Raw genomic sequence first — 12,678 nt, 5'->3', positions numbered from 1 at the left:
CGCGTGATCCCTGAGGACCTCCACTACAGCGAGGAGCACGAGTGGGTGCGCCTCGACGACGGCATCGCGGTCGTCGGCATCACGGACTTCGCCCAGGACCAGCTCGGCGACATCGTCTACGTCGACCTGCCCGACGTGGGGGAGGTCCTCGAGGCCGGATCGGTCGTCGGCGAGCTGGAGTCGACCAAGTCCGTCAGCGACATCTTCTCCCCGATCGGGGGCGAGGTCGTCGCGCGCAACGAGTCGCTCGACGGCGCCGCCGAGGTGATCAACTCCGACCCGTACGGCGAGGGCTGGCTGCTCAAGATCCGTCCCAGCGACGACGAGCCCACCGCCGGTCTGCTGTCCCCGGAGCAGTACACCTCGCTCGTCTCGTCCTGACCCCGGAGCGGCCTGCCCGGGTGCTAGGTTGGAGGCATCGGCCGCACGGCCGCGGAGAACCATTGCAGGAGGGAACGGTCGATGACCACCGGTGACGGAAAGCATCCGAGGCCCTCGTCGGACGAGACGACGCACATCCCGATCATCGACGCCGACACCGAGGAGATGTCGGCCACCGACGTGGACGCGGTGGAGAACCTCCCCCTCGGCAGCGCGATGCTGTTCGTCCAGCGCGGGCCGGGTGCCGGCGCACGCTTCCTGCTCGACACCGACCACGTGAGCGTCGGGCGTCACCCGGACAGCGACATCTTCCTCGACGACATCAGCGTGTCGCGTCGCCACGCGACCCTCACGCGCACCGACACGGGCTTCGTGGTCTCCGACCTCGGCAGCCTCAACGGCACGTACGTCAACCGCGACCGGATCGAGTCGGTGGTGGCCCTGAGCGGGGGCGACGAGGTGCAGTTCGGCAAGTACCGACTCATCTACTTCGCGCGCCCGGGCGCGGCCCGCGCGTGAGCGAGCCCGCGCCGCGCGCGGAACGGCTCGGCATCGGCAAGGTGCTCGAGGAGCTCCGCCAGGAGTTCCCCTCCTTGACCATCAGCAAGATCCGCTACCTCGAGGACGAGGGGCTGCTGGAGCCCGAGCGCACTCCCTCCGGGTACCGCAAGTTCTCCTTCGACGACGTCGAGCGCCTGCGCTTCATCCTGCGCCAGCAGAGGAAGTTCTGGCCCCTCAGTGCCATCCGTCAGCTCCTCGACGACATGGACAGGGGGCTCGTGCCGCAGGCCGAGCTCGGGTCCCTGACGCGCGTCCCGGACGTCGCGGTCGACGACGACGGCATGCCGACGCCCGCGACGTTCCGGGAGGGTCGCAGCCAGCTGCGCCTGAGCCGGCAGGAGGTCTGCGAGTCCGCCGGCATCGGCGACGACCTCCTGGCGGCGATCGAGGAGCACGGCCTGATCCGGCGCCGGCCCAGCCAGCGCTACTACGACGGTGACGACCTCGTCATCGCCTCGGTGGTCAAGGAGCTCGGGGACTTCGGTCTGGAGCCGCGCCACCTGCGTCACGTCGCCACGGCCGCGGACCGCCAGGCGTCCCTGTTCGAGCAGGCGGCGGGGCCGGTCGCGCGCGATGACCAGCGGACGCAGACGGTGGCCCAGATCGCGGCCCTGGCGGTGCGTCTGCAGACCGTGCTCGTCCGCGAGCGCCTGCGGGACTGACGGTGCGAGAGGTCGAGGTCCTCGGCGTCCGTGTGGAGAAGCCGAGCAACCAGCCGGTCATCGTGCTGCGCGAGTGCGAGGGGACGCGGGTGCTGCCGATCTGGGTCGGCGCGGTCGAGGCGTCGGCCATCGCGCTGGCCCAGCAAGGCGCCGACTCGGAGCGTCCGCTGACGCACGAGCTGCTGGGCGACGTGGTCGAGGCGTTGGGCGACGAGCTCGAGGAGGTGCGGATCGTGGACGTCGACGACGGCATCTTCTACGCGGTCCTGGTCTTCGCCTCGGGTGCGTCGGTCGACGCCCGTCCCTCCGACGCCATCGCCCTGGCCCTTCGTTCCTCGCGTCGCATCGTGTGCGCCGAGGACGTGCTCGAGGTCGCCGGTCTGCCCTCCCCGCAGGAGGAGGATGAGCAGGTCGCGCAGTTCCGCGAGTTCCTCGACGCCATCGACCCGGAGGACTTCGAGACCGGGCTCGAACCCTGAGCCGAGCCGCTGACGGGCCCGCGGGCGCGATTGCTGCCGCGACGCGCCCACTCGGTAGTTGACCGACCTAAGTCTCAGCCTTACCTTGAGACTGCTGCCGAACCCACACGCGTGTAGTTCCTCAGCGGTAGTCTTGACACACCATCGTCTGGAAGGCAGTGCGCATGATCGAGCCACACGGAGAGTCCACGGACTCCCGAGCCGAGGCCAAGGCCGGCGATCAGGGTCTGCTGTTCGACGACGACCTCGCCCCGATGCCCCAGGACACGGGCTTTCGTGGCCCCACGGCATGCAAGGCGGCAGGCATCACCTACCGCCAGCTCGACTACTGGGCGCGCACGAAGCTGGTCGAGCCCACGGTGCGCTCGGCGACCGGGTCGGGCACCCAGCGGCTCTACTCCTTCAAGGACATCCTGCTGCTCAAGATCATCAAGCGACTGCTCGACGCCGGGGTCTCCCTGCAGCAGATCCGCACCGCGGTCGACCACCTGCGCCAGCGCGGGACCGACGACCTCACCGAGGTCACCCTCATGAGCGACGGCGCCAGCGTGTACGAGTGCCGCTCCGCGACCGAGGTCGTCGACCTCCTGCAGGGTGGCCAGGGCGTCTTCGGCATCGCCATCGGCGGCGTCTGGAAGGAGATCGAGGGCTCGCTGCACGACCTCCCGAGCGAGCGGACGGCCGCCGAGGTCGCTCTCGACGACGAGCTCTCCGAGCGTCGACGGGCCCGCCGCACGAGCTGACCCGTGCTCCGCTGGTAGGTTGGGCACCGCTGCGGACACGCGTGGGAGAGTTCGCCCAGGCGGCGCCGAAGGGGCAATTCCTCCCCGGAACCTCTCAGGCACCAAGGACCACGCGTACGAGGCACCCTGGAACCGGTCGGTGACAGGAGGGGAGTCACCCTTCGCGACCCCCTTGGAGTGCTGATGTCCCCCTTCGTCGATCGCCACATCGGACCGGACGCGCACCAGCAGCAACAGATGCTCGAGCGGATCGGGCACGCCTCCCTCGATTCGCTCATGCACGCCGCGGTGCCGGAGCGGATCCGCGCCACCACCGGCCTGGAGCTGCCGGCACCGGCGTCGGAGGCGCAGGCGACGGCACAGCTGAGGGTGCTCGCCGAGCGCAACAACCCCGGCACCTCGATGATCGGGCTCGGCTACCACCCGACCCTCACGCCGGCCGTCGTCCGCCGCAACGTGCTCGAGGACCCCTCCTGGTACACGGCCTACACGCCCTACCAGCCCGAGATCTCCCAGGGTCGGCTCGAGGCGCTGCTGAACTTCCAGACGATGGTCGCCGACCTCACCGGCCTGCCCACCGCGAACGCGTCGCTGCTGGACGAGGGCACGGCCGCCGCCGAGGCGATGACGCTCGTGCGACGAGCTGCCCGCGGCAGGGACCTGCGCCCGATCGTCCTCGACGCCCGTCTCCTCCCGCAGACGTTGGACGTCGTCCGCACGCGGGCCGAGGCTCTCGGCATCGACCTGCTCGAGGTCGACCTCGGCGTGGACGACGTCCCGGACGACGTCGCCGGGGCGATCGTGGCCTACCCCGCCGCCGACGGCGCCGTGACCGATCCGACGCGCGTCATCGAGTCGGTGCGGGCCGCCGGCGGACTCACCGTGGTCGTCAGCGACCCGCTCGCGCTGGTCCTGCTGCGTTCGCCGGGCTCCCTCGGTGCCGACGTCGTCGTCGGGTCCAGCCAGCGCTTCGGCGTGCCGATGTTCTACGGCGGACCCCACGCGGGGTTCATGGCGGTCCGCTCCGGGCTCGAGCGCCACCTGCCCGGACGTCTCGTCGGGGTGTCGGTCGACTCGGCCGGCCGCCCGGCCTACCGCCTCGCGCTGCAGACCCGCGAGCAGCACATCCGCCGCGAGAAGGCCACGTCCAACATCTGCACCGCGCAGGTCCTGCTCGCCGTCGCCGCATCGATGTATGCGGTCTACCACGGTGCCGACGGGCTGCGGCGCATCGCCGAGCACGTCCACCGGTCCGCCGCGACCCTCGCTGCCGGGCTCGTCCACGGTGGCGTGCAGGTCACCCACGAGGCGTTCTTCGACACCGTCGTCGCCGCGGTCCCCGGCGAGGCCGAGGGTGTCGTGCGACGTGCTCGAGCAGCCGGGATCCACCTGCGTCTCGTCGATGCCGACCACGTCGGGATCTCGACCTCCGAGCTCACGACGCTCCCGCACCTGCAGGCGGTCTGGCGGGCCTTCGAGCTCGACACCGCCGTACCCCAGGAGGTGCGCGACCACCTGCCCACCGCACTGCGGCGCGACGACGCCATCTTGACGCACCCGGTCTTCTCCGAGCACCGCAGCGAGACGCAGATGCTGCGCTACCTGCGCACGCTCAGCGACCGCGACTACGCGCTCGACCGCGGCATGATCCCCCTCGGGTCCTGCACCATGAAGCTCAACGCGACCGCCGAGATGGAACCGATCAGCTGGCCGGGCTTCGCCGACCTGCACCCGTTCGTCCCCGCCGAGGACGCCGCCGGGATGATCGAGCTGGTCGAGACGCTCGAGGGGTGGCTGGCCGAGGTCACCGGCTATGCCGCCGTCTCGGTGCAGCCCAACGCCGGCTCCCAGGGCGAGCTGGCCGGCCTGCTCGCCATCGGTGCCTGGCACCGCTCCAACGGCGACGACCAGCGCGACGTCTGCCTCATCCCCAGCTCGGCCCACGGCACCAACGCCGCGTCGGCGATCATGGCCGGCATGCGGGTCGTCATCGTCACGGCGAACGAGCAGGGCGAGGTCGACCTCGACGACCTCCGCCGTCTGTGCGAGGAGCATCGTGACTCGCTCGCCGCCATCATGGTCACCTACCCCTCCACCCACGGCGTCTACGAGGAGGGGATCGGCGAGCTGTGCGACGTGGTCCACGCCGCCGGCGGCCAGGTGTACGTCGACGGTGCGAACCTCAACGCCCTGCTGGGGCACGCCAGCCCGGGCACCTTCGGTGGCGACGTCTCGCACCTGAACCTGCACAAGACGTTCTGCATCCCGCACGGCGGGGGAGGACCTGGAGTGGGGCCCGTGGCCGTCGCCGAGCATCTCGTCCCGTTCCTGCCCAGTCACCCCCTGCACCCGATCGCGGAGCGCCGCGAGGGCATCGGTGCGATCAGCGCTGCGCCGTACGGCTCGGCCGGCATCTTGCCCATCCCGTTCGCCTACGTCTCGATGATGGGCGCGCAGGGCCTCACCGACGCCACCTCCGTGGCCGTGCTGTCGGCCAACTACGTCGCCGCCCGGCTCCGTGAGGCGTTCCCCGTGCTGTACACCGGCGCGAACGGTCTCGTGGCGCACGAGTGCATCCTCGACCTGAGGGGCCTGACCAAGGCCACGGGCGTCAGCGTCGACGACGTCGCCAAGCGGTTGATCGACTACGGATTCCACGCCCCGACCATGAGCTTCCCCGTGGCGGGCACGCTCATGGTCGAGCCGACGGAGTCCGAGGACCTCGGCGAGCTCGACCGCTTCTGTGACGCGATGCTCGCGATCCGCGCCGAGATCGACCAGGTGGCGGCGGGGGAGTTCCCCGAGGGCGACAACCCGCTCGTGCACGCCCCGCACGCCGCACGCGAGCTCCTCGACTGGCAGCACGCCTACCCGATCGGGACGGGTGTCTTCCCGAGCGGCTCCACGCAGGACAAGTACTGGCCGCCGGTCGGGCGCATCGACCAGGCCTACGGCGACCGGAACCTGACCTGCTCGTGCCCGCCCATCGAGGCCTTCGCCTAGGGGTCCACCGGGTGGATCCTAGGTGGCCGGCCGGTCGGTGACCCCCCCCCCCGCGACCTGACGCGGCACGACGCTGTCCCACCAGTCGATGACGTGCTCGACGACCGCCTCGGGTCGGCGGAACCACGCGACGTGGTCCGTGCTGCCGCCCACCGGCGCCTCCGCCCGGCGGTAGGTCCACCGGGACGTGAGGTCCGGGTCGAGGAAGAGATCGACGTAGGCGTCGATCGACCGCTCCGGCACGGGCAGCCCGGCCCAGGGGTGGACACGGAACCACGGCACGCCGGCCCCGATGGTGACGAGGGCGTCGGCGCCGTCGTCGCGGGCCTGCACCAACGCACCCAGCTGTCCGCCGAGGCTGTGTCCCAGCAGGACGACCGGGCGCTCCGGCTCCTCGGACCGCGCCTGCGCCCGCCAGCCGTGTGCGGCGAAGGACTCCACCAGGGGTCGGTAGTAGCCGGACGGGACGGCCATCGCGGCCGAGACGACGACGTGAGGGCTCAGCACCGCGCCATCATGACAGAGCCACTGGCACGGTCAGCTGCGCGTGTCCACGATCGGCTCGGTCGTCGGTGCCTGCGAGCCGCCGGCCGGCTCGATGGTGACGGCGAAGGCATCGGCGTCACCGACCCCCGTGGCCAGCACCATCGAGGAGCTGGACGGCAGCAGGCCGGCCGACTGCGGCTCGTCGCCGTACATCGCCCAGACCTGGTAGATCTTCCCGTCGGTGAGCGGCTCGAGGTCCGAGCCCATGACCACGGCGTCACCGTGGGACGGGGAGTGCATGATGCGCAGCTCGCCACCGGTCGTCGCCGGAGCGGCGAGCAGCGCGGAGTCCTCGGCGGTGAGGATGGTCGAGATCTGCTCGGTCTGGGTCTGCAGGTCCTCGGCACGGTCACGCTCGAGCAGGAACCCACCGAGACCCGCGGTGGCGACGAGCACCGACGCGGCCACGGCGATGCGCGGCATCGAGCGGCGCAGCGCACCGTGCTGGGCGATGGCCGTGACGACGGGACGTTCCTGGGCCGTCGTGGCGACCCGCTCCAGGACGGCGACGCGCAACGCGCTCGGCGGCTCCTCCTCGGTGGCCTCGGCCATCCGCACCGCGGTGAGGGAGAAGCCGTTCAGCTCGACCGAGCACACGTCGCACTGGTCGAGGTGGGACTCGAACTTGGAGCGTTCGTGCGGGTCGAGCGCGTCGAGCGCGTACGGCACGAGCAGGTCGTGGAGATCGGTGTTCATGAGGCCTCGACTCCCAGGCAGTCGCGAAGACGGACCAGGCCGTCGCGCATGCGCGTCTTGACGGTGGCCGGGTTCGCGTCGAGCAGCGTCGCGACCTCCGCGTAGGTGTGGCCGTTGTAGTAGGCCATCATGATCGACTCACGTTGCAGGTCGGTGAGCGATCCCAGGCACCGCCGGACCTGCTCGTGCTCCATCTTGACCGTGACGGTCTCGAGCACGGTGTCGTGGTCGACGTCAGGAGCCCAGTCGTAGGCGTTGTCGCGATTGGTGGCGGCCTGGTCGTGACGGACGGCGTCGACCGCGCGACGGTGGGCCAACGTGAGGACCCAGCTCTTGGCCGAACCACGATCGGGGTCGAACCGCGCGGCGGTCTGCCACACCTGGAGGAAGACCTCCTGGGCGACCTCCTCGGCACGCGCAGGGTCACGGATGACCCGACGGGCGAGACCGAAGACGGCGGGGGACAAGCAGTCGAACAGCTCGGCGAAGGCCGACTCGTCGCCACGCGCCGTGCGGACGAGGAGCGCGCTCGCGTCCGCGACCGGGGTGTCGTCGCCGACGACCTCCAGCCGGCGCGCTGCCGTGCCCTGCTCCATGCCACGCCCCTTCCTGAGTGGGTTCCTACGTGCCATTCGCGGCAACCTCCGGCATGGATGGGTCGGGACAGGGTGCTCCAAGGGTACGGCAGGCGCCCTGCGAAGCCAGGTGTGCAGGACTACCGTGGCGCCGTGCGTCCTGACCCCAGCGAGCCGCGACTCGACGTCCGGGTCCGCCGGCCCCGACCCCGTGCCATCGTCCTTCTCCTGCACGGGGGGCAGCAGACGAGCCAGGAGCCCGTCCGCGACCGGCACGCGAGCTGGTGGCGCATGGCGATGCTCGCCCGAGCCCTGCGGCGCACCGCGCGTCGTGAGCGGTGGGAGGTGCGGCTGCTGCAGAACGCCGTCCGTGGGTGGAACGACCCGCGTGACCCCTCGCCGGTCCGGGCGGCCCGGTGGGCGCTGGAGCGCCTCGCGCACGAGGCTCCTGGGACACCGGTGGTGCTCGTCGGGCACTCGATGGGTGGACGGACCGCGTGCCGGGTGGCCGACGACGACGCGGTGCTCGGAGTCGTGGGTCTCGCCCCCTGGCTGCCCCAGGGCGAGCCGGCCACGGCGCTGAGGGGCAAGGCGCTGCGCGTCCTGCACGGCACGGCCGACCGGTGGACCTCCTCGGCGGCGAGCCGCTCCTTCGTCGACCGGTGCCGGGCGGTCGGTGTGGACGCGACATGGACGGCGCTGCCCGACGCCGGCCACTTCATGTTCCGCCGGGTCGGGACGTGGAACGCCTTCGTGGAAGACTCCGTCCTGGACCTGGTCGGTCCGTCCGACCACGCGCCCACCCGCGACCCCGAGATCCCGTGACCCCCGAAGGACGACCGTGACGCTGCCGATCGCCATCGTGGTCGCCGTGCTGGCCCTGGCGGCCGGTGTCCTGGCGACGCTGCACACGTGGCGCCGGACGACGTTCGACAACCCCCTGTTCTACGCCGTCGCGGTCGTCGAGCTGGCGCTGCTGGCCGTGCTCGTGGGTGGGTCGGTGGCGCTCGCTCGCACGGACCGTGACGTCGACGGTGTGCTGTTCGTCTCCTACCTCGTGACGGTCGTCGTCATCCCGCCCGCGGCGGTCGTCTGGGGGATCGCGGAGAAGAGCCGCTGGGGGACCGGGGTCGTCGCGGTGGCCATGGTGACGGTGGCCGCCCTCGTGTTCCGCATCCACGGCATCTGGGAGGGCACCGTTGTCTGAGCCAGCGTCCGATCGTCCCACGCAGCACGGCTTCGGCCGGGCGCTCGTCGCCGTGTACGCCGTGTTCGCCCTCGCGGCGTCCGCGCGGTCGATCTACCAGCTCCTGGCCAAGGCGTCCGAGGCGCCGGTGGCCTACACCCTGTCCGCCGTGGCCGGCGTGGTCTACGTCGTCGCGACCTACGCGCTGGCCACGGATCGTCGCCGGCTCGCCGGACTCACCATCGGCTTCGAGCTCGCGGGCGTGCTCGGCGTCGGCCTGCTGACGATCGTGGACCCGCAGCTGTTCCCCGAAGCGACCGTCTGGTCGGACTTCGGTGTCGGCTACGGCTTCGTGCCCCTCGTGCTGCCGGTCGTCGGGTTGTGGTGGCTCCACCGCACCCGGCCGGCGTCCACGCCGTGACGCGCTAGCGCTCGGTCCAGGCGGGAGCGAGTCGCACGACGTCGCCGATCACCGTGACCGCGGGGGAGCTCGCCCCGACGGCGCCGGCCCGCTCGGCGATGGTGGCGAGCGTGGCCACGGTGACCCGCTGGTCGGGACGGAACCCGCGCTCCACGACGGCCGCCGGACGCTCGGGGTCGTGACCCGCGGCGACGAGCTCTGCGACGGTGGTGGCCAGGCGCTTCACCCCCATGAGCAGCACCAGCGTGTGGTCGCCACGTGCCGGCAGCTCGCGGAGCTCCTCGTGCCCGGTCACGACGCTGAAGCCGGCGGCCACGCCGCGGTGGGTCACCGGGATGCCCGCCGCGGCCGGCACGGCGATGGCGCTGGTGACGCCGGGGACGACCTCGACCGGGATGCCGGCGGCCTCGCACGCCAGGCGCTCCTCGCCGCCGCGGCCGAGCACGTACGGGTCGCCACCCTTGAGGCGCACGACGCGTCGCCCCGCCCGCGCCTGCTCGAGGAGGATCTCGTTGATGCGGTCCTGGGGGGTGGGGTGGTGCTCGGGAAGCTTGCCGACGTCCACGACCTCGACGTCGGGCGACAGCTCGTCCAGGACGGCCAGCGGGGCCAGGCGGTCGACGACCACGACGTCCGCCTCGGCCAGGAGCCGTCGCCCGCGTGAGGTCAGCAGGTCCGGGCCACCGGGTCCGCCGCCGACGAGCGCGACGGAGCCGCCCGGGTGGTGGGTGCGGTGGCGCAGCGGGAGCTCTCCGGACTGCAGCGCCGAGGCCACGGCGTCGCGCAACCGGGAGGCACGTCCGGCGTCACCGCCACCGCTCACGGCGACCGCGACGTCGTCGACCCTCGCGACCGCAGGCATCCAGGCCGTCGCCCCGCCCGGGTCGCCACCCTTGAGGCACCACGTGCATGCGGCTTCGGCGTCCGCGGCGACGCGGTCGTCGACGCGACGGTCGTCGGTCGCGGTCTGCACGAGCCAGGCACCGTCGAGGTCGTCGCGCTCGTAGCGACGCTGTCGCCAGTCGATCGCCCCGTCGGCGGCCAGCTCCGCGAGCGTGGCGGTGACGGCGGGCGAGACCACCGTCAGCCGAGCCCCGGCCGCCAGGAGGGAGAGCACCCGACGGGTCGCCACGTGCCCGCCCCCGACGACCAGCACGCGCCGGCCCTCGACCCGCAGCGTGAGCGGGAGGCTGTCGACGGCTTCCATCGGCCTCAAGGCGCTGCGGTCGCCAGGAGCGCGTCCCCGACCATGCCGGCGGCGAGCGTCGTGCCCTCCTGGGCGTCGACGAGCAGGAACGATCCGCCGGCGCGCGAGTGGAGGTACTCCTCGGCGGCGATGCCCGACGCCAGCCGCAGCGTGACGTGCCCGATGTCGTTGAGCTCGAGGGAGTCCGCGGCCCGCAGGCGCGCCTCGTCGAGGTCGAGGCGGCCGCCGATGGCCTGCACCATGGCCTGCACCGTCCGGGTGCCGTGCTTGAGCAGCACCTTGGTGCGGGGGACGAGCCGGTGCTCGGCGAGCCAGGCGACCGTGCCCTCGACGTCCTGGGTCACGGCCGGGACGCTGCGTGAGGTGACGATGAGGTCCCCGCGGGAGATGTCCACGTCGTCGTCCAGCCTGAGGGTGACGGACTGCGGCGCGAAGGCCTCGGTCAGCTCACCGTCGGCGGTGTCGATCCCGGCCACGGTGCTGGTGCGCCCGCTCGGCAGGACGGTGACCTCGTCGCCCACGCGCACGAGACCGGACGCGATCTGGCCGGCGTAGCCGCGGTAGTCGCGGAACCGTTCGTCGGCGGCCGACTGCGGACGGATGACGAGCTGGACGGGGAACCGCAACGGCTCGGAGTGGGGGGCGCCGACGGCCTCGATGCGCTCGAGCAGACCGAGGACGGTGGGACCGGTGTACCAGGGCATGCGCCCGGACGGCTCGACGACGTTGTCGCCGACGAGGGCGGAGACGGGCACCGTGGTCACGTCGCTGAGCCCGAGCGAGGACGCGGTCTGCTGCACCTGAGCGGCGACCTGGTCGTACGTCGCCTCGTCGTAGTCGACGAGGTCGACCTTGTTCACCACGACCAGGACGTGGGGCACCCGCAGCAGGGAGGCGACGGCGAGGTGGCGACGGGTCTGCTCCTGCACGCCCTTGCGGACGTCGACGAGCAGCACCACGACGTCGGCGGTGCTGGCGCCCGTGACGGTGTTGCGTGTGTACTGCACGTGGCCGGGACAGTCGGCGAGGATGAAGCTGCGCTCGGCCGTGGCGAAGTAGCGGTACGCGACGTCGATGGTGATGCCCTGCTCGCGCTCGGAGCGCAGGCCGTCGGTGAGCAGCGCGAGGTCGGCGGACTCGAGCCCGCGGTCGCGGCTGACCCGCTCGACGGCGTCGAACTGGTCGGCCAGGACGGACTTGGAGTCGTAGAGCAGCCGACCCACGAGGGTGGACTTGCCGTCGTCGACCGATCCGGCGGTCGCGAGGCGCAGCAGCGTCGGCATCAGAAATAGCCTTCCTTCTTGCGGTCCTCCATGGCGGCCTCGCTGATCCGGTCGTCGGCGCGGGTCGCGCCGCGCTCGGTCACGCGGGTCGCGGCGACCTCGGCGATGACGTCGGTGACGTCGGCGGCGTCGCTCTCGACCGCACCCGTGCAGGACATGTCGCCGACGGTGCGATAGCGGACCTGGCGGGTCGAGACGGTCTCCCCGGCGCGGGGGGTGGCGAACTCGCCGACGGACAGCAGCATGCCGTCGCGCTCGAACACCTCGCGCTTGTGCGCGTAGTACAGGCTCGGCAGCTCGATGCCCTCGCGGCCGATGTACTGCCACACGTCGAGCTCGGTCCAGTTGCTGAGCGGGAAGACCCGCACGTGCTCGCCGGGCCGGTGACGGCCGTTGTAGAGGTTCCACAGCTCCGGTCGCTGGTTGCGGGGATCCCACTGGCCGAACTCGTCGCGCAGGCTGAACACCCGTTCCTTGGCGCGTGCCTTCTCCTCGTCACGTCGACCGCCGCCGAAGACCGCGTCGAAGCGGTGCTCGACGATGGCGTCCAGCAGCGGCTGGGTCTGCAACGGGTTGCGGGTCCCGTCGGCGCGCTCGCGCAGGCGGCCGTCGTCGATGTAGTCCTGCACCGATGCGACCTCCAGGCGCAGTCCGAGACGCTCGACCGTCGCGTCGCGGTAGGCCAGGACCTCGGGGAAGTTGTGACCGGTGTCCACGTGGAGCACCGGGAACGGGACCGGCGCCGGCCAGAAGGCCTTGGTGGCCAGGTGCAGCATCACCACGGAGTCCTTGCCGCCGGAGAACAGCAGGACGGGACGCTCGAACTCGGCCACCACCTCGCGGATGATGTGCACGGACTCCGACTCGAGCCACTGCAGCTGGTCGAGACGGTACTCGGTGGCAGCGCTCGGCTGCGCGTCGTCGGTGACGGTCAT

Annotated in this window: 15 protein-coding genes and 1 riboswitch; of the genes, 9 read left to right on the top strand and 6 right to left on the bottom strand. The window is 71.8% G+C overall.

The features are described 5' to 3' along the window. Window positions 1-3: 3 nt before the first annotated feature. The 6 genes from gcvH to gcvP all read left to right on the top strand — a co-directional run bounded on the left by gcvH (window position 4) and on the right by gcvP (window position 5,829). On the top strand, window positions 4-381 hold the full coding sequence (gcvH, locus tag ABD213_RS01125; protein WP_344323290.1) for a glycine cleavage system protein GcvH: 378 nt from the start codon (window positions 4-6) through the stop codon (window positions 379-381). Window positions 382-462: 81 nt separating this feature from the next. Beyond that, window positions 463-900, top strand: a complete 438-nt coding sequence (locus tag ABD213_RS01120) for an FHA domain-containing protein (protein WP_344323287.1) — start codon at window positions 463-465, stop codon at window positions 898-900. Next, window positions 897-1,604 carry a transcriptional regulator FtsR gene (ftsR, locus tag ABD213_RS01115; RefSeq protein ID WP_344323285.1) on the top strand — a complete coding sequence of 236 codons (708 nt, stop codon included), beginning with the start codon at window positions 897-899 and terminating at the stop codon, window positions 1,602-1,604. The genes ABD213_RS01120 and ftsR overlap by 4 nt, the downstream gene beginning before the upstream one ends. Window positions 1,605-1,606: 2 nt before the next feature. Then, window positions 1,607-2,083: a bifunctional nuclease family protein gene (locus tag ABD213_RS01110; protein WP_344323283.1), complete on the top strand. Its 477-nt coding sequence runs from the start codon at window positions 1,607-1,609 to the stop codon at window positions 2,081-2,083. Window positions 2,084-2,247: 164 nt separating this feature from the next. Further along, on the top strand, window positions 2,248-2,826 hold the full coding sequence (locus ABD213_RS01105; RefSeq protein ID WP_344323280.1) for a MerR family transcriptional regulator: 579 nt from the start codon (window positions 2,248-2,250) through the stop codon (window positions 2,824-2,826). A 32-nt stretch (window positions 2,827-2,858) separates the two neighbouring features. Beyond that, window positions 2,859-2,947: riboswitch (glycine riboswitch) on the top strand. A gap of 62 nt (window positions 2,948-3,009) precedes the next feature. Continuing rightward, the gene (gene gcvP, locus ABD213_RS01100; RefSeq protein WP_344323278.1) at window positions 3,010-5,829 is read left to right on the top strand and encodes an aminomethyl-transferring glycine dehydrogenase; all 2,820 of its coding nucleotides are present in this window, start codon (window positions 3,010-3,012) and stop codon (window positions 5,827-5,829) included. Window positions 5,830-5,847: 18 nt separating this feature from the next. Here gcvP and ABD213_RS01095 read toward each other — a convergent pair whose 3' ends face one another. From ABD213_RS01095 to sigK, 3 genes are read right to left on the bottom strand one after another with little or no spacing between them, the layout of a single operon-like run. Beyond that, on the bottom strand, window positions 5,848-6,336 hold the full coding sequence (locus ABD213_RS01095) for a hypothetical protein (RefSeq protein WP_344323276.1): 489 nt from the start codon (window positions 6,334-6,336) through the stop codon (window positions 5,848-5,850). A 30-nt stretch (window positions 6,337-6,366) separates the two neighbouring features. Continuing rightward, window positions 6,367-7,071, bottom strand: coding sequence for an anti-sigma factor (locus ABD213_RS01090; protein WP_344323274.1), 705 nt, complete (start codon window positions 7,069-7,071; stop codon window positions 6,367-6,369). Continuing rightward, on the bottom strand, window positions 7,068-7,667 hold the full coding sequence (gene sigK, locus ABD213_RS01085) for an ECF RNA polymerase sigma factor SigK (protein WP_344323272.1): 600 nt from the start codon (window positions 7,665-7,667) through the stop codon (window positions 7,068-7,070). Before sigK ends, ABD213_RS01090 begins: the two co-directional genes overlap by 4 nt. 132 nt (window positions 7,668-7,799) lie before the next feature. Between sigK and ABD213_RS01080 the strand changes: the two genes are divergently transcribed. Genes ABD213_RS01080 through ABD213_RS01070 form a run of 3 tightly spaced genes read left to right on the top strand, consistent with a single transcriptional unit; the run spans window position 7,800 to window position 9,253 of the window. Next, window positions 7,800-8,471 (top strand): alpha/beta hydrolase, encoded by a 672-nt coding sequence (locus ABD213_RS01080; RefSeq protein WP_344323268.1) that lies wholly within the window; start codon window positions 7,800-7,802, stop codon window positions 8,469-8,471. Window positions 8,472-8,487: 16 nt separating this feature from the next. Next, window positions 8,488-8,853: a hypothetical protein gene (locus tag ABD213_RS01075; RefSeq protein WP_344323266.1), complete on the top strand. Its 366-nt coding sequence runs from the start codon at window positions 8,488-8,490 to the stop codon at window positions 8,851-8,853. After that, window positions 8,846-9,253, top strand: coding sequence for a hypothetical protein (locus tag ABD213_RS01070; RefSeq protein ID WP_344323264.1), 408 nt, complete (start codon window positions 8,846-8,848; stop codon window positions 9,251-9,253). Before ABD213_RS01075 ends, ABD213_RS01070 begins: the two co-directional genes overlap by 8 nt. A 4-nt stretch (window positions 9,254-9,257) precedes the next feature. Here the strand turns inward: ABD213_RS01070 and cobA are convergent, their stop codons facing one another. From cobA to cysD, 3 genes are read right to left on the bottom strand one after another with little or no spacing between them, the layout of a single operon-like run. Further along, window positions 9,258-10,460: a uroporphyrinogen-III C-methyltransferase gene (gene cobA / locus ABD213_RS01065; RefSeq protein WP_344323262.1), complete on the bottom strand. Its 1,203-nt coding sequence runs from the start codon at window positions 10,458-10,460 to the stop codon at window positions 9,258-9,260. A gap of 5 nt (window positions 10,461-10,465) precedes the next feature. Continuing rightward, window positions 10,466-11,743 (bottom strand): sulfate adenylyltransferase subunit 1, encoded by a 1,278-nt coding sequence (locus ABD213_RS01060; protein WP_344323260.1) that lies wholly within the window; start codon window positions 11,741-11,743, stop codon window positions 10,466-10,468. Next, window positions 11,743-12,678, bottom strand: a complete 936-nt coding sequence (cysD, locus tag ABD213_RS01055; protein ID WP_344323257.1) for a sulfate adenylyltransferase subunit CysD — start codon at window positions 12,676-12,678, stop codon at window positions 11,743-11,745. The genes ABD213_RS01060 and cysD overlap by 1 nt, the downstream gene beginning before the upstream one ends.

Origin of the sequence: Aeromicrobium halocynthiae (assembly GCF_039531385.1) — a bacterium.
Lineage (GTDB): Bacteria > Actinomycetota > Actinomycetes > Propionibacteriales > Nocardioidaceae > Aeromicrobium > Aeromicrobium halocynthiae.
The sequence above is the reverse complement of the archived record's forward strand: the minus strand, read 5'-3'. Positions and strand labels throughout refer to the sequence as shown.